Annotated in this window: 18 protein-coding genes, 1 tRNA gene and 1 pseudogene; 12 read left to right on the top strand and 8 right to left on the bottom strand. The window is 68.2% G+C overall.

Features of this window, described 5'->3' with window-relative positions; genetic code table 11:
• The first annotated feature begins 29 nt into the window (after positions 1-29).
• The 5 genes from ACMCNO_RS23590 (at position 30) to ACMCNO_RS23570 (ending at position 2,973) form a co-directional block, all read left to right on the top strand.
• Positions 30-106, top strand: a tRNA-Pro gene (locus tag ACMCNO_RS23590).
• A 170-nt stretch (positions 107-276) separates the two neighbouring features.
• Complete coding sequence (locus ACMCNO_RS23585) at positions 277-1,407, top strand: tyrosine-type recombinase/integrase (protein ID WP_412751631.1); 1,131 nt, start codon at positions 277-279, stop codon at positions 1,405-1,407.
• 288 nt (positions 1,408-1,695) lie between these two features.
• A complete protein-coding gene (locus ACMCNO_RS23580) occupies positions 1,696-1,920 on the top strand; it encodes a helix-turn-helix domain-containing protein (protein WP_412751630.1) in 225 nt (74 codons plus the stop codon).
• A gap of 185 nt (positions 1,921-2,105) precedes the next feature.
• Positions 2,106-2,423, top strand: a complete 318-nt coding sequence (locus tag ACMCNO_RS23575) for a hypothetical protein (RefSeq protein WP_412751629.1) — start codon at positions 2,106-2,108, stop codon at positions 2,421-2,423.
• Between the two features lie 328 nt (positions 2,424-2,751).
• Positions 2,752-2,973, top strand: coding sequence for a hypothetical protein (locus tag ACMCNO_RS23570; RefSeq protein ID WP_412751628.1), 222 nt, complete (start codon positions 2,752-2,754; stop codon positions 2,971-2,973).
• Between the two features lie 2 nt (positions 2,974-2,975).
• On the opposite strand, the gene ACMCNO_RS23565 is transcribed toward ACMCNO_RS23570, so the two are convergent.
• From ACMCNO_RS23565 to ACMCNO_RS23545, 5 genes are all read right to left on the bottom strand, one after another.
• A complete protein-coding gene (locus ACMCNO_RS23565) occupies positions 2,976-3,158 on the bottom strand; it encodes a hypothetical protein (protein WP_412751627.1) in 183 nt (60 codons plus the stop codon).
• A gap of 107 nt (positions 3,159-3,265) precedes the next feature.
• Positions 3,266-3,487, bottom strand: coding sequence for a hypothetical protein (locus ACMCNO_RS23560; RefSeq protein ID WP_412751626.1), 222 nt, complete (start codon positions 3,485-3,487; stop codon positions 3,266-3,268).
• A 75-nt stretch (positions 3,488-3,562) separates the two neighbouring features.
• Positions 3,563-3,802 carry a hypothetical protein gene (locus tag ACMCNO_RS23555; protein ID WP_412751625.1) on the bottom strand — a complete coding sequence of 80 codons (240 nt, stop codon included), beginning with the start codon at positions 3,800-3,802 and terminating at the stop codon, positions 3,563-3,565.
• 7 nt (positions 3,803-3,809) lie between these two features.
• Complete coding sequence (locus ACMCNO_RS23550; RefSeq protein WP_412751624.1) at positions 3,810-4,661, bottom strand: hypothetical protein; 852 nt, start codon at positions 4,659-4,661, stop codon at positions 3,810-3,812.
• Between the two features lie 122 nt (positions 4,662-4,783).
• Positions 4,784-5,413 (bottom strand): hypothetical protein, encoded by a 630-nt coding sequence (locus ACMCNO_RS23545; protein ID WP_412751623.1) that lies wholly within the window; start codon positions 5,411-5,413, stop codon positions 4,784-4,786.
• Positions 5,414-5,700: 287 nt separating this feature from the next.
• Here ACMCNO_RS23545 and ACMCNO_RS23540 point away from each other — a divergent pair.
• A protein-coding gene (locus ACMCNO_RS23540) for an IS5 family transposase (protein ID WP_412751204.1) occupies positions 5,701-6,572 on the top strand; the annotation gives its coding sequence in 2 pieces (ribosomal slippage) (positions 5,701-6,081 and positions 6,084-6,572; 870 coding nt in all).
• A gap of 51 nt (positions 6,573-6,623) precedes the next feature.
• Here the strand turns inward: ACMCNO_RS23540 and ACMCNO_RS23535 are convergent.
• Positions 6,624-7,640 carry an IS110 family transposase gene (locus tag ACMCNO_RS23535; RefSeq protein ID WP_412747779.1) on the bottom strand — a complete coding sequence of 339 codons (1,017 nt, stop codon included), beginning with the start codon at positions 7,638-7,640 and terminating at the stop codon, positions 6,624-6,626.
• A gap of 245 nt (positions 7,641-7,885) precedes the next feature.
• Between ACMCNO_RS23535 and ACMCNO_RS23530 the strand changes: the two genes are divergently transcribed.
• The 4 genes from ACMCNO_RS23530 to ACMCNO_RS23515 all read left to right on the top strand — a co-directional run bounded on the left by ACMCNO_RS23530 (position 7,886) and on the right by ACMCNO_RS23515 (position 13,270).
• Positions 7,886-9,172 (top strand): IS256 family transposase, encoded by a 1,287-nt coding sequence (locus ACMCNO_RS23530; protein WP_412751622.1) that lies wholly within the window; start codon positions 7,886-7,888, stop codon positions 9,170-9,172.
• Positions 9,173-9,544: 372 nt separating this feature from the next.
• Positions 9,545-9,964, top strand: coding sequence for a universal stress protein (locus ACMCNO_RS23525; protein WP_412751621.1), 420 nt, complete (start codon positions 9,545-9,547; stop codon positions 9,962-9,964).
• A gap of 374 nt (positions 9,965-10,338) precedes the next feature.
• The gene (locus tag ACMCNO_RS23520; protein WP_412751620.1) at positions 10,339-11,439 is read left to right on the top strand and encodes an acyl-CoA dehydrogenase family protein; all 1,101 of its coding nucleotides are present in this window, start codon (positions 10,339-10,341) and stop codon (positions 11,437-11,439) included.
• A 535-nt stretch (positions 11,440-11,974) separates the two neighbouring features.
• On the top strand, positions 11,975-13,270 hold the full coding sequence (locus ACMCNO_RS23515; protein ID WP_412751619.1) for an ArsB/NhaD family transporter: 1,296 nt from the start codon (positions 11,975-11,977) through the stop codon (positions 13,268-13,270).
• Positions 13,271-13,292: 22 nt separating this feature from the next.
• On the opposite strand, the gene ACMCNO_RS23510 is transcribed toward ACMCNO_RS23515, so the two are convergent.
• Both ACMCNO_RS23510 and ACMCNO_RS23505 read right to left on the bottom strand, forming a co-directional pair.
• Complete coding sequence (locus ACMCNO_RS23510) at positions 13,293-13,712, bottom strand: CBS domain-containing protein (RefSeq protein WP_412753784.1); 420 nt, start codon at positions 13,710-13,712, stop codon at positions 13,293-13,295.
• Positions 13,713-13,767: 55 nt separating this feature from the next.
• Positions 13,768-13,962, bottom strand: a pseudogene (locus ACMCNO_RS23505) (sodium:proton antiporter); the annotation flags it as partial.
• Between ACMCNO_RS23505 and ACMCNO_RS23500 the strand changes: the two are divergent.
• Both ACMCNO_RS23500 and ACMCNO_RS23495 read left to right on the top strand, forming a co-directional pair.
• Positions 13,941-14,129 (top strand): DDE-type integrase/transposase/recombinase, encoded by a 189-nt coding sequence (locus tag ACMCNO_RS23500; protein WP_412753783.1) that lies wholly within the window; start codon positions 13,941-13,943, stop codon positions 14,127-14,129. The pseudogene ACMCNO_RS23505 and the gene ACMCNO_RS23500 overlap by 22 nt on opposite strands.
• Positions 14,126-14,428 carry a transposase gene (locus ACMCNO_RS23495; protein WP_412753782.1) on the top strand — a complete coding sequence of 101 codons (303 nt, stop codon included), beginning with the start codon at positions 14,126-14,128 and terminating at the stop codon, positions 14,426-14,428. The genes ACMCNO_RS23500 and ACMCNO_RS23495 overlap by 4 nt, the downstream gene beginning before the upstream one ends.
• Positions 14,429-14,498: the final 70 nt, after the last annotated feature.

The raw sequence follows: 14,498 nt of genomic DNA, 5'->3' as shown, positions 1-14,498 counted from the left end.
CGCCGCACCCCGGTATTGGGGTGGGGTTACGGGCTGTAGCGCAGCTTGGTAGCGCACTTGACTGGGGGTCAAGGGGTCGCAGGTTCAAATCCTGTCAGCCCGACCAGCTTTTTCAAGCCGTTGACGAGGACGAAAGTCCTGGTCAACGGCTTTTTTCATTCACGCTCATCGCTTGTCCAAGATCGCTCCAGTGGATCTTGTGGTCACAGGCGTGGTCACAGGGCGGGCTAGCGTCGATGTCATCGCTCCACTCGTGTGACCACGGAGGTGTCCTCGATGACCATCGGCTCGTACCAACTCGCAGGCGGAAAGACGCTCTGGTACTTCGTGATCGACCTACCGGTCGGCGATGACGGTAAGCGCCGTCAGTACAAGCGGCGAGGGTTCCGCACCGATACCGAGGCCGAGAAGGCGGAATCCGAGGCGCGTAAGGCATACGGGGAGGCAGCGATCGGTGCGGACGGCAGTGTCGCTGCGGAACTCGCCGGCTGGCTTTCCGAGCGTGAACTCGACGTCGAGGAGACCACGCTGGACAACTACCGCAACCTGTTCCGGATGTACGTGAACCCGCAGATCGGCGGGCGGCAGTTGTATGCGGTCGACAAACGGGTCATCCACGAGATGTACAAGACGCTGCTGAGTACCGGCGCCCGGCGCGGTGGCCCGTTGTCCCCGACGACGGTGCGCACGGTGCATCGGGTGCTGATGAAAGCGTTCCAGGACCTGGGCATCAACATCGAGGGTGTTCGCCAGCCTCGTCCGGCGCAGCGCGACAACAACGGCCGTAAGGGCGTCTGGTCGCCGCAGGAGTCGAAGAAGTTCCTGAAGTTCCATCGTGATGCACGTATGTATGCGGCGTGGGCGTTGGCCGTGGTGGCCGGTACACGAAGGGGTGAAGTCGCGGGGCTGCGCTGGTCCAAGGTCGACCTTGATCAGGGGATCGTCTACATCCATTGGCAGCGAACCATTTCCGGGAACAAGGTGGTCGAGAAGTCGCCGAAGGGCAAGAGCCGCCGGGCGATCGCGATCGGGCCAGCGATGGTGCAGGTGCTCCGGGAGCACAAGGCGCGCCAGGACGAGGAGAAGGCCGAGGCAGGCCTGATCTATCACGACCGCGACTATGTGTTCTGCCGCGAGGACGGGGAGCCGTACTACCCGAGGTATTTCACCGACATGTGGGAGGACGCCTGCCTCGCGGCGGGCGTGCCGGTGATCGTGCTGCACGACGCCCGGCACACGTCGGCCACGGCCGGTGCGGATGCCGGGGTTCCGGAGCACGTCATGCAGAAGCGGCTCGGGCACGCCGACGCGCGTACGACGCGCGAGGTCTACACGCACGTGTTGCCGGAGAGCGAGCGTAGGGCTGCGGAGCTGATGGACTCCGCGTTGCGCGATGACGCAGCGTAGCGGCCGGTGCCCGGGACTTCCCAGGCACCGGTGGGTCGGTCGCTGTGGGCTTGGTCGTGGGCCGACCATCGGAGGCCTCGTATTGAGCGGCGCCGGATCCCTGCATCCCCTGCAACGTGGCGGCGCGCGGTCCGGTAGTGCGCGCCGCATGAACGCGACATTCCCCGGCACCCCTCGGCATTCCCCGGCATCTGGTTCACGGTGGCTGCCTCGTGATGCGCTTGATCCGACGTCGGCCGCAGCGGCAGGGGACTTGACGGCGTCGATGACGAAGCGTGGGGAGTTGCTATGTCCAAGCGTGTATGGACGGTCGAGGAGGTTCGCCGGCTTGGGCTGGCGACCGACATAACCACAGCTGCCTCGGTTTTGCAGATCGGACGGACCACCGCCTATGGGCTCGTGAAGGCAGGGACCTTTCCCGTCAAGGTTCTGCGGATCGGCAAGAGCTACGTCGTCCCGGTCGAAGGCCTGTTGACGCTGCTCGCTGTCGAACCTGCTCAGGAGCGGTTGTGATGGGGCCGCGGCCGCGCCGAATCCAACCGGGCCAACTGCCAGGTCTGGCAACAGCATGTGCATGACGCTGAGTTTTCCCCGCTTGCTGGAGCGGTTTTGCCTGCTACCGGCCGGTGGCAGGGGTAGCCATTGGGGGTTCGGCTCGACGACCCCACCCTCGCCGTCGAACACGACCAGGGATCACTATGGGACGTGCGCTCGCAGCGCAGGGACACCGCCCCGGCACCAGCACCTCGGGCACCAAACGCATGTCGGCCATCGACCTGGCGCAGAAGCTGCCCGAACAGCGCCCGATCCGGGTGTACGACGCCGACCCGGTCACCGACAAGCGCACCCTCAAGCCCGACGCGACGCTGGCCGCGCAGGCCAAGGCCACCGAGCTGAACGACCGGTTCGCCGACCGGCTGTGGGAGGACCCTGACAGCGCCGACGACCACCTGCAGTCCGGTGACCGCGCGAACGGGGGGTGCCTGGCCCGCCCAGTCGCGCCCGGCACGACGTGATCCCCCCGTGACGGCGTGCCGGGCGCCCACCCGTCGCGGTCGCCGAAGCGCACGCCTGAATCGATGCCCGACCGGCCGTGGTGCCGTGACGCGGGCACGTGGTCCTGATGCAGCACGTGTGCTGACACACAAACCGGCCGTGGACAGCGATATCTGTGTCAGGGAGTGAGAAAGGAGCTGAGCCTCGACGAACCCTTACGGATCATGAAGCCAGATTGTCGATCATGACCGCCGCTCGGCATCTCGCAGGTCCACGACGTCGAAAGGGAAACACCGCCACCAGCCATCGAGTGAACGCCGGGCAGCGGACGCCATCGGGGGAGGGCACATGCGCAAGAGGATCCACGACATCATCGAGCCGCTGCGGCTACGGATCGCCCGGCGCGGGCACCGGGCCTCACGCCCTACCCGTACCGGTCGTGTCAGCGGGCCCCGGCGCTCGCGGGACGTCGCCGCGCAGACGCTGCGGGACGAGGAACAGCGGCTGCTTGGGATCCCCAGTCAGCGGCCCGCCGACGTCACCCCGGAGTACCTGCGGCCCCGGTACTGAGGTCAGGGCCGGGCGAGGGCCAGCAGCGCCAGCATCACGACGGTCGCCGCGATGAAGGCCGGGCCGAGGGGGATCCGGCTGGTCCGGGTCGCCTGGTCTCCGTTCGCGCTCGTCAGCGTTCGGCCGCAGTCACCGTGTGAGTCGGGCTTCCCGGACGCAGGCTCCGGTACCGTGCTGGCGCGCACGCGGTGCGCCGCCGTGACCAGCGGTGAACTGCTGCGGCTGCCGAGGCCCGAACGACGGTGAGCCCTCTCCCCTGGTGGGGAAAGGGCTCAGCCGGTCGGGGTTCGCGTCAGACGCGCTGGGTGATCGTCGTTCCGGGGTGCCGGGCCGCGGTGGCCGCGGTTACGAATCGGCCGGTGCTGGCGCTGCGGTTGACGGTCTGGCTGTTGCTGGTGCCGCGACCGACACGCTCGGTCGTGGTGGTCCGCGGCGAGCGGGCCGCGGTGCGGCTGCTGACGAACCGGCCGGTGCCGGCACTGCGGGACACGCTGCGGGAACCGCCTCGAGTCATGAGGATCATCTCCTTCGCTGCGGCGGCCTCGTTGTTGGGCCGCTCTTGCCGTAGGCGTATGTGCTGGCCGGGCGTTTACCCGCCACTGGTTTTACGGCTTTTTCGGGCGAGGCTGGTGTGGGTGGTCCGGGCCGTGGTGCCGGCCGCCCGGGCGACGATGGCGCGAGCGGTCGCGGTGGAGGTACGCGCGCGCATCGCGCGGGCGTCGGCGGTGCCGAGCGACGAGCGCTCGATCTTGGCTTGAATGGTCGACTTCGCGGACTTGCCGGTTGACGCGGCTGATCGCAGGTGGTGGTCGGGGGCGGGCTGCGGCATGGGCGGGTCATGCCCCCCTTCGGGACTGAGCGGGCTGGCGGTCGGGTAGGCGGGTCAGGCGGGTGCGGTAGTAGGACAGCGCCTTCTGGACGGCGTTCTCGGTCAGGTTCAGTAGGCAAGCGACGTCGGCCTGGGTGTAGCCGGCCCAGATGAGCGCCATCATGGTGCGGGTGCGTGGCGGGGCGCCGGCCAGCAGGACGTCGACCTCCTGGCGCAGCGCGACGACCTGGGCCGGGTCGACCGGCCCGCCGCCGGGGTCGGGCCGGTCGAAGACGGTGAGCTCGTCGACGAGCAGCTCCTGGTGGTGCACTTCGGTGCGTAGCCAGGCGCGGTAGATGTTCGGGAACCGGAACAGGCACTGGCCGATGAAAAACGTCTTGAGCGAGGCGCCGCGGGCGGGGTTCCAGCGGCCAGGGATCAGCACCGTGTTGCGGAACGTGCGCAGCGCGGTGGCCACGGTCTCGTTGGCGAGTTCCTCGGCGACGTCCGGCCGGTTGAGTGCGCCGGGCGGCGGCTCGGGCAGCCCGGCGCCACGTTCGCGGCACTTGCCGAAGATGGCGCCCTTGCGGATCCAGGCCACCGTGACGGCGTAGCCGTAGCGGGCCAGCTCGGTGGCGAACAGGTCGTAGTCGTTGCCGGTGAAGCCGGACCGGCGCAGCCAGTCGACCAGGTCGGCGTCCTCGGCGAGGCGTTCGCGCCGGCGTAGCGCGCGGACGGTCTCGTCCAAGTCTTGGTCTTCGCGGGTGCCGGTGAAGTCGGCGAGCCAGGAAGCGGGGACAGCGGCGTCGCGGCGGGTCGGTTCTCGTTGTAGTCCCGATCCCGCCACCGCGTCCGTCGGCTTCTCGGCTTCCGGGTGCATGGGGCCCTTCTCGGTTCGGTGCGCCCGCTGAAGGGACTCACCGGACGTCTTCTCCTATGTGCGGCCGCCCCGATTACCCGCCACTCCTTTTTCAAGATTTTTAGGCAGGTCTTTTGGGCAGGTCAGCGGCGGGCCGCTAGCGGAGCGACCTCGTCGATCAGGTCGGCGATGACCTGCTGAGCGGCTGGGGAGACGTCGGAGGCGCTCAGCGCGCTGAGCACGACGTCGCGATCGAGCAGGCTGGCGGCAGCCATATCGGCCAGCACCCGGTGGGCTCCGTCGCGGCCGTACCCGCAGGCGTAGCCGTTGTTGCCGTAGCGCACCAGCTCGTCCAGGTGTTCGCGCAGTCGCGGGTCCAGTGCGGTGGGCTCACCGGTGTCGAGGTCGAGCGCACCGACGACGCCGGCCCAGCCAGCCAGCCGCCACGGGCTCGGATGTTCGACCACGACCAGGGCGTTGCCACTAGCCAGCTGGGTGGCCACCTCGAGCGCCTCCGGGGTGGGCAGGTGGGCGATCACCGCCCCCGGGCGTACGTCAACGCGCGGGGAGCGCGGCGAGGCGTGCCGGCCCTTCCGGTACGGCTCGAATAGGGCCTCGCCGTGATACTCGCCCTTGCGATCTGTGACCAGCACCGCGGGCAGGCCGCGCCGCACGGCGTGATCCTCAGCCCAGCGCATCGCCACCGCCGCGGCGGCGGTGAACTCCCGGCCCGGCTGGTACGGCACCCACGCGGCGGTGAAGTCAGAAACCATGACCGCTACGGTAGGCGCACCGTACGACAACATTCTCTGCCGGCAGGTGCCCAACCCGGACGCCGAACGGGAGGGGATACGGCCGCTGCCGCTCAAGAGGGGTGTTGGTGGACCTCGAATAGCCCACGGCCACGGCGCACGGGTTAAAGATCAAGCTAGGACCGGCCTCACCGCGGCGCCCGGCCACGAGGGTCACGGGCCATGACGGCATCCCTCGGCATCCCCCGGCATCTTCCACCCGCCGCCTAGGCCGTGTCCTGTCGATCAGTTGATCAGTTCTGGTTGATGTGTCGGGTGTTGGGCGTGGTGAGCTGACGGACAAGGCCTGGGCGGTGATCGAACCGTTGTTACCGGAGCCTGGCCGCAGGTCGGGGCGATGGCGCAATCATCGTCAGGTGATCAACGGGATCCTGTGGAAGCTGCGCACTGGGGCGCCGTGGCGGGACCTGCCGGAACGGTACGGGCCGTGGAAGACCTGTCATGAACGGTTGCGCAGGTGGACCGATGACGGGACTTGGGATTCCATCCTGGCCCGTGCGCAGGTCTACGACGACGGCCAGCCGGTTGAATGGATCATCAGCGTGGACTCCAGCATCGTGCGTGCCCATCAGCACGCTGCGGGAGCCCGCAAAAAGGGGGATCTGCCGGCGGCATCGCGATACCAGCGCAGGACGGTGAGGCGCTGGGCCGCTCGCGGGGTGGCCTGACCACCAAAATCCACCTGGCCGTCGATGGCCGTGGCCGACCGTTGTCCGTGCTGCTCACCGCAGGGCAGGCCAACGACAACCCGCACTTGTTCCCGCTGCTCGACGCCATAGCGGTGCACAACGGCGGACCGGGACGGCCCAGCAAGAAGCCGGACATGCTGATCGCGGACAAGGCCTACGCCCACGACCGCACCCGCCACGGGCTACGCCGCCGAGGGATTGCCCACACCATTCCTGAACGTTGCGACCAAGTCGCCCGCCGTGCTGCCAAGGGCAGCCGCGGCGGGCGACCACCGGCCTTCGACAAGCAGGTCTACCGGCAACGCAACGTCGTGGAACGCTGCTTCAACCGGCTCAAACAATGGCGAGCGCTGGCCACCCGCTACGCCAAACGCGCCGCCCTCTACCGCTCATCACTACTGCTCGTCGCCGCCCTGATCTGGCTTCGATGATCGACAGGACACGGCCTAGTCGATCAAGGGGGACTGTGGATTGCTCCTCTGTCAAGCAGCCGTATCGGCGCGTAGCGCTTGGTAGATGACGTCGGAGAGGCGTCGTTTCAGCACGCGAAGGGCTTCCATGCCGCCGTCGCCGCCGGCTTTGCGGCGGGCGATCAGCTCTTGTGCTGGCAGGTGGCAGCGGGCCTGGGTCATCGCGATGCGGTGCAGGGCGGCGTTGAGCTGGCGGTTCCCGGTGCGGCTGAGCCTGTGCCGGGAACGGTTGGACGACCAGACAGGAAGCGGGGCGGTGCCGTTGTGGCGGGCGTAGGCCGACGCGGACCGGAAGCGCGCGATACCAGCGGTTTCGCCGAGGATCTTCGCGGCGGTCAACGCAGCGCAGCCAGGTAGTGCGATCAGTGTGGGTGCCAGTTGCTGGGCGAGTTTGCTGATCTCCGCCCCGAGGGCGTTGATCTCGTCGGTCAGCTGCCGGCATCGCTCGACGAGCGCGGCGGCGAGCCGGGCAACGGTGCCGGGCAGGGTCGTCAGCCGGTGAAGGACTCGGTTGAGGTTGCTGGCCCGGTCCAGTGACCGGGCAGGCGGATCCCACTCGGGGTCGAGTTCGTGCAGGTGCCAGCGGAGGCGGTTGACGGCGCGGGTGCGTTCGGCGATCAGGTCTTCGCGGTGGTCGACGAGCAGGCGGATCTCGCGGTCGGGTCCGTCGAGGTGGGCGACGGGTAGTCCGTCCTCGCGGAGCGCGGCGCGGGCGACGGCCAGGGCGTCGATTGGGTCGGACTTGCCGTAGGTGCGGGCGGCATCGCGGGCGTGTGCCATGAGCTTGGGCGGGACACGGACGATGCGTTCGCCAGCGGCGAGTAGGTCGCGTTCGAGGCGGCGGGTCATGTTGCGGCAGTCCTCGAGAGCCCAGACGCGGTCGGGGTCGTGCCTGGCCGCCCACCGCAGCAGCGTGAGGTGATCTTTGCTGGTTGATCCGCAGGTCTTGACCGCGACTTGCCGGCCGTTGCCGTCGATGATGACGGCGGTGTGGGTGCGCTTGTGCGCGTCGATGCCGATGACCACCATGGAAGTGCGTCTCCTTGACCGAGGGGCGCGGGCCGGTCGGTAGGCATGTCCCAGTCGGGCGCTGACACGCTCCTCTCAAGCCATACCGGCCGGTCCTTGAGGTCTGGCGGGCCGCAGAACCTACAACAGCCACGAAGGCAACAAACAGGTGGAGCGAGCCCGCCAGACAGTCCAAGGTTGACACTGGATCTAACGGTGTTTCGGGCCTGACCCGCCGGGCGTAGCCCGGCGAGGAGGGTGCCGTGATGACCGCGACACTGAACGATGTGACCCCACGGAAGAAGAAGCCCGAGCCGTCGGCGGAGGAACAGGCCGCGGCCGAGCTGGTACGGCTGGCCAAGGAACAAGGCCTGGCGCTGACCGGGCCAGACGGGCTGCTCAAGCAGCTGACCAAGACGGTGCTCGAGACCGCGTTGAACGAGGAAATGACCGAGCACCTGGGCTACGAGAAGCACGATCCGGCCGGTGCCGGGTCGGGCAACATCCGCAACGGCAGCCGGTCCAAGACCGTGCTGACCGAGGCGACGGGGCACGTCGAGATCGACGTGCCCCGGGACCGGGCGGGCACGTTCGAGCCGCAGATCGTCAAGAAGCGGCAGCGCCGGTTGTCCGGCGTCGACGAGGTCGTGTTGTCGCTGTACGCGAAAGGTTTGACCACCGGCGAGATCAGTGCCCATTTCGCCGAGATCTACGGGGCGTCGGTGTCGAAGGAGACGATCTCCCGGATCACCGACAAGGTCATCGAGGAGATGACCGACTGGTCGCACCGGCCCCTGGACGCGATCTACGCGGCGGTGTTCATCGACGCGATCGTGGTCAAGGTCCGCGACGGTCAAGTCGCGAACCGGCCGTTCTACGCCGCGATCGGGGTCACCCTCGACGGGGACAAGGACATCCTCGGCCTGTGGGCCGGCACCGGTGGCGAGGGCGCGAAGTTCTGGATGAGCGTGCTGACCGACCTGCGTAACCGGGGTGTCAAGGACGTGTTCTTCCTGGTCTGCGACGGCCTGAAAGGGCTGCCGGAGGTGGTCACGAACGTGTGGCCGCGCACGGTGGTGCAGACCTGCATCATTCATCTGATCCGCAACACGTTCCGGCTGACCTCCCGCAAGTACTGGGACGAGCTGAAACGCGACGTCAAGCCGATCTACACCGCGGTCAACGCCACTGCCGCCCGGGCCGCGTTCGACGACCTCGCCGAGAAGTGGGGCGGCCGGTATCCGGCAGTGATCCGGTTGTGGGACAACGCCTGGTCGGAGTTCATCCCGTTCCTCGACTACGACGTGGAGATCCGGCAGGTGCTGTGCAGCACGAACGCGATCGAGTCGTTGAACGCCCGCTACCGGCGGGCGATCAAAGCCCGCGGCCACTTCCCGAACGAACAGGCGGCGCTAAAGTGCCTGTATCTCGTGACCCGGTCCCTGGACCCGACCGGGACCGGCCGAACCCGATGGACGATGCGCTGGAAACCCGCCCTGAACGCCTTCGCCATCACCTTCAGCGACCGCTTCCCGGCCGCTGAGACCTACTGAAGACCGCCGGAAACACCGTTAGCGAGATAGTCCCGCTGAGGCAAGTCGGCGGCGTCTCGGCACGACCGGCATGGACGTGGGCGGGCCGCCACGACCTCTGGGACTGCACGGCTAGCGCCGACCTTGTCCGGCGCAGGGCCTTGTCGGTGAGTCCGGGAGATCGTCCGTTCGACATTGACGTGCTGCGATTCTGGTGAAGTGCGCAGATCGTCTGCGCACCCGTCAGTCCCGCGGAGTCCGTGGGCTTACACAGCTCGCGGTACGGAAGTCACCGGTGCGGAGGACCGTTGCCCCTGGCTGTCCCCCATGGCCGGGGTGACGGTGAGGTGACGGTATCGCGAGGAGGTTGAAATGACGAGTGGTGGGCGAGCCGTGCCGCGGATCGTCGTCGGCGTCGACGGTTCGGCGACGTCACGGAAGGCGCTGCGGTGGGCACTGGGCCAGGCGATCGCGATCGGCGGGTTGGTGGAGGCCGTCATTGCGTGGGAGGTCCCGGACAGCTTCGGAGTTGGCCCGACAGTACGCGATGGTGAAGACTTGGCCGGTACAGCGCACCAACGGCTGGCCGATGCGATCAGTGAGGTGTCTGCGGCGTTTGCTGGGATCCCTGTGCAGCGTCAGGTGCTGCGCGGCCACCCAGCCGAGGTCATACTTGATCGGGCCAAGGACGCGGACCTTCTCGTGGTGGGCAGCCATGGGCACGGCGGTTTTGCCGGCGCGCTGCTGGGCTCGGTCAGTCAGTCCTGCGTGCACCACGCGACCTGCCCAGTCGTGGTGGTCCGCCCTGACTGACATGGCGCAGAAGGCCCTTGCTGAGAATGCCCGGGAGACGGGGCCGCGCCGACAGCACGGGGCGGGGCAGGGATTGCTCGTGACGGGTGGGCAACTGCCTCAACGTCCGTGGCTCAGGCGCCCCCGGAGCGGGTGCATTCGGGGAGGACTGGTGTGAGGGTTCCAGTCCACATCAGAGGTCGATCGGCATCCTGGGCGGCAACTGGACCTGATGATGCGGTCCGACGGAGGGCCGCAACGCTGTACTCGCAGGCCCCGAGCCGCCCTGGAACCTGGCTGCCATCGAGCCGAGCGATCGGGCCTTTCTGCATTGGACGAGTCGATGTCCTGGTTTTCGGTGTGCAGCGGCCAGGCATACCGGGTACAAAGCTCTGATGGATGGATTGGTCGAGGAGGTCCGGGAATTCGGTGTACGGGTTCGGGTTCGGTCGGCCGAGATTGAGCGAGGGCGCACGCTTCCTGGAGACGTCGTGGACGGCTTGGCTGACATCGGTGTGTTCCGGCTGGCTGCTCCGCGCGGTGTGGGTGGGTTGGACGTCGGGCCGGTTTCGTTCGCCCGGGTGTGCGAGGAACTTGGCTATGCCGACGGCTCCGTCGGCTGGGTTGCGATGATCGCGGCCGCGACCAGCATGACTCTGGCCTTCCTGGAGCCGGAGGTGGCCCATGCGATGCTCGCCGATCGGCGGTTCATGATTGCGGGGGTGGCCGCGCCGTTCGGCACCGCAACGCCGGTCGGCGGAGGTTACCGGGTGCGCGGACGCTGGCCATTCGCCAGCGGATGTGAGCACGCGACGTGGCTGGTCGGGGGTTGCCGGGTGGCTGGGGACCGGCCAGCCGTCCGCATGATGATCATGCCGGCGGAGGCGTTAACCGTGCATGACACTTGGGATGTGTCCGGGCTGCGGGGCACGGGCAGCCACGACATCGAGGCGGGTGACGTGTTCGTGGCCGAGCACCACAGCTTCTCGCTGGCCGATGAACCACGGCAGGAGAGTGCCGTGTCCGGGCTTCCTGCGCTGTCGATTCTGGCGTTGGGTATTGCAGCGGTACCGTTGGGCGTCGCGCGCAGGGCCATCGAGGAGTTCACCTCGCTGGCGAGAAGTAAACGGGATCCGGTAGGCGGTCAATGGTTGGCCGGGAAGTCATGGGTGCGGTCGGCGGTGGCAGAGGCGGAGTCGCTACGCGCGGCGGGCCTGGCATATTTGCTGGGCGAGGTGTCGGCGGCCGGTCCGCGTGACGTGACCGCTGTGGCCCGGCTACGGCTGGCGATTGCGACGGCCGCCCGGAACGCGACCCAGGCGGTGGACCTGATGTACGAAGCGGCAGGCGGGACGTCGGTGTACGCGTCGAGTCCGCTGCAGCGTCACTTCCGTGACGTGCACGCTGCTGCACAGCACGCGATGGTCGGACCAGATGTGCGGGAGACCGTCGGCGCGGTCTTGCTCGGCGAGGACGTCAACACCGCGCGGCTGTGAACCCTGGAACAGGGCGCGGTCTGCCGTTGCCGGTCTGGTCGGCGCACCACCGTTGGCGCACGCGTGGACCCCGATGTCGTGTTACTGAACCTCCACCTTCCCCTGGCCGGGGAACGTGGTGCTGGAGTGTCTGCGCTCGCGCGATGAAACCCGGCCGTTCCGGTCGTCCTGCTACTCGTTTCACCCGGCTGCGGAGGACAACGTGCGCGTGAGGGCACGGCTGGTGCAGGCGTATGCGCGGAGGCCCGTGGACTTCGCCCGCCCTGGTTCCGTTGTCCGGTCGTTGGACGGCGTCGGATTCGAGGTGCGCAGAAACGGCTGAGCGGTCGGCAGGCCATCGACTGGGCGGTCGGGGAGGCCCGCCGGGCGCGCGGTGGAGGACCTGTCCATCCGGATCGCGTGGCGTGAGCGCGCCGCGTCAGCTGGTAGGTTGGTCAGTGGTGTGCCGGGAAGTCTGGTCGGCGGGTCATAGCGGCTGCGCCCTCCCAGGGGGTGCGCACTTCCTGGGAGCACCGATGACGAAGATGACGGCTGAGTGAGCGCGCACGCCTGGTTCGCGGTCGTGGTGTTCGCCGTGGCGTATGTGCTGATCGCCACCGAGAGGTTCAACCGGGTCGCTGTTGCCCTGACCGGCGCCGCACTCATGCTGGCGGTCGGTGCGACCGACGCCGAGCATGCGTTCTTCTCGCCCGAGGCCGGCGTCGACTGGAACGTCCTGTTCCTGCTGATGGGCATGATGCTCATCGTCGCGGTGCTCAAGCGGACCGGCCTTTTCGAGTACGTGGCGATCTGGTCCGCGAAGAAGGCCCGCGGTCGCCCGTTTCCCATCATGGTGATCCTGCTGCTGGTCACCGGGATCCTCTCCGCAGGGTTGGACAACGTGACCACGGTGTTGCTGGTCGCCCCGGTGACCTTGCTGGTCTGTGACCGGCTGGGTGTGCCGCCGGTGCCGTTCCTCATCGCCGAGGTCCTCGCCTCGAACATCGGCGGCACCGCCACGCTGGTCGGAGACCCGCCGAACATCATCATCGCCAGCCGCTCGGGCTTGAGCTTCAACGACTTCCTGAGCGTGCTCGCCCCGTTCGCGCTGATCATGCTGCTCGTGCTGGTTGTCCTGGTCCGGGTCATGTTCCGGGCGGCGTTCCGCTACGACCCGCAGCGGGCCGAGCACATCATGGCGTTACGCGAGCGTGATGCCATCCGCGACCCGCGGCTGGCCACGCTGAGCCTGGCCGTGCTCGCCGCGGTGCTGGCCGGCTTCGGCCTGCACACCGTTCTCGGCCTTGAACCGTCCGTCGTCGCTCTGCTGGGCGGGCTGCTGCTGCTCGCTTTGTCTCGTCTGGATGCCCACGAAGTGGCCGCTGACGTCGAGTGGCCCACGTTGATCTTCTTCGCGGGTCTGTTCGTCATGGTCGGCGCGCTCGTCGCCACGGGGGTCGTCGAGCAGGTCGCGCACGCCGCCGTCGGCGCGGTCGAGGGCAGGCTGTGGCCCGCGACCCTGCTGCTGCTCGGGGCCTCCGCGGTGCTGTCGGCCATCGTCGACAACATCCCGTACGTCGCCACGATGAGCCCGATCGTCGCCGACCTCGTGCACGCGAACGGCGGCACGGAGCAGGCGCAGGTGCTCTGGTGGGCGCTGGCGCTCGGCGCCGACCTGGGCGGCAACGCCACCGCGGTGGGGGCCTCGGCGAACGTGGTCGTGCTCGGCCTGGCCGCGCGGGCCGGTCACCGAATCAGCTTCTGGCAGTTCACCCGGTACGGGTTGATCGTGACCGTCATCTCGATCGCGCTGGCCGTGCCGTACCTGTGGCTGCGTTTCTTCGCCTTCTGATGATCGCGGGCCGGCCCAGGGATCAGGTGCCGAGCATCCGGTCGAGCAACCCGTCAAGGGTGATCGCACCGATCATGGTCTTGTCCTTGGCCACGACCGCGACCAGGGGGACGTTCGAGCGGGCCATCACCGACGCTACCTCCAGCACGGTCGCAGCCGCGTCCACGGCTGGCAGCTCCGGGCGCGTACGGGGCAGCAGGTCCGCGACGGTGCGCTCGCCGAGCCCGTCGAGGATCAGGTCGGCGGCGGCCTCGTCGACCACTCGTGCCAGCGCCGGGTCGTCCTGGCAGTAGGCCGGCAACGCCAGCCGGAGCAGCTGAGTTCCGGCCAGGACGGTCAACGGCCGGTTACGCGGGTCGACCACGATCAGGCCGGGAAGGTCCTGGGCGGCGAGCACCTTGACCGCCTCACGAGCCGGGAGATCTTCGGTCACCGTGCTCATCGGCCTTGCCACATCACCGGCGCGCATGGCACCACGATAACGTCGGCTGCGGTGATCAGCGGCGTACTGCCCGGACGGTGCGCCGCAGCACGCCGTGCCAGGCGGGTGTCTCGGCCGCGTCGTCGAACCAGCGCGCCACGACCACGTCGGTCGAGGAGTGCAGCACGATCGACAACACGATGGTGACGGCGACGAGGTGGAAGACCACGTCGGCGGCGGCGATGCCCGATTCGAGCACGAGCAGGTCGTGTCCTCTACCTGGCCACCGTCATTGACATCTACTCACGGCGGCTGCTCGGTTGGTCTATCAACACCCACATGCGCGCCGAGCTGGTTATCGACGCCCTACACGCGGCGGTCGCCGCCCGCGGACACCAGGTCCACGGCATGATCTTCCACTCCGACCGGTTGAACTGAAGCAATACGGCAGCACCGCCTTCACCGACGCCTGCCGCCGATACGGCGTCCGCAGGTCGAGAGGCCGGATCGGATCGTCGTTCGACAACGCCCTGGCCGAGGCGTTCTTCGCCACCCTCAAACGCGAACTCGACGTCGACCGACGCCGCTGGGTCTGCGAGGCCGATGCCCGCCGCGACGCCTTCCGCTGGATCGCGTTCTACAACCACCGCCGCCGACACTCCGCCCTCGGATACCGCAGCCCCGCCGACTACGAACAAAGCCTCACCCCGGCTACGCTGACCCACGTCGCGGCATAACCGGTGTCCACATCCCGTGGGGGAAGCTCACTCTGGCGTCGTCCAGTGAGGCAGATTCACACCAGGCAGG

It is taken from the genome of Krasilnikovia sp. M28-CT-15, assembly GCF_047159595.1.
GTDB lineage: Bacteria > Actinomycetota > Actinomycetes > Mycobacteriales > Micromonosporaceae > Actinoplanes.
Note: the sequence above shows the minus strand (reverse complement) of the source record. Positions and strands in the feature narration are given on the sequence as shown.

Bases quoted from the DNA above. Each gene is read 5' to 3' on its own strand.
- ACMCNO_RS23585 (WP_412751631.1), top strand. From the start codon at position 277: ATGACCATCGGCTCGTACCAACTCGCAGGCGGAAAGACGCTCTGGTAC.
- ACMCNO_RS23580 (WP_412751630.1), top strand. From the start codon at position 1,696: ATGTCCAAGCGTGTATGGACGGTCGAGGAGGTTCGCCGGCTTGGGCTG.
- ACMCNO_RS23575 (WP_412751629.1), top strand. From the start codon at position 2,106: ATGGGACGTGCGCTCGCAGCGCAGGGACACCGCCCCGGCACCAGCACC.
- ACMCNO_RS23570 (WP_412751628.1), top strand. From the start codon at position 2,752: ATGCGCAAGAGGATCCACGACATCATCGAGCCGCTGCGGCTACGGATC.
- ACMCNO_RS23560 (WP_412751626.1), bottom strand. From the start codon at position 3,487: ATGACTCGAGGCGGTTCCCGCAGCGTGTCCCGCAGTGCCGGCACCGGC.
- ACMCNO_RS23555 (WP_412751625.1), bottom strand. From the start codon at position 3,802: ATGCCGCAGCCCGCCCCCGACCACCACCTGCGATCAGCCGCGTCAACC.
- ACMCNO_RS23550 (WP_412751624.1), bottom strand. From the start codon at position 4,661: ATGCACCCGGAAGCCGAGAAGCCGACGGACGCGGTGGCGGGATCGGGA.
- ACMCNO_RS23545 (WP_412751623.1), bottom strand. From the start codon at position 5,413: ATGGTTTCTGACTTCACCGCCGCGTGGGTGCCGTACCAGCCGGGCCGG.
- ACMCNO_RS23535 (WP_412747779.1), bottom strand. From the start codon at position 7,640: ATGGTGGTCATCGGCATCGACGCGCACAAGCGCACCCACACCGCCGTC.
- ACMCNO_RS23530 (WP_412751622.1), top strand. From the start codon at position 7,886: ATGACCGCGACACTGAACGATGTGACCCCACGGAAGAAGAAGCCCGAG.
- ACMCNO_RS23520 (WP_412751620.1), top strand. From the start codon at position 10,339: ATGGATGGATTGGTCGAGGAGGTCCGGGAATTCGGTGTACGGGTTCGG.
- ACMCNO_RS23510 (WP_412753784.1), bottom strand. From the start codon at position 13,712: ATGAGCACGGTGACCGAAGATCTCCCGGCTCGTGAGGCGGTCAAGGTG.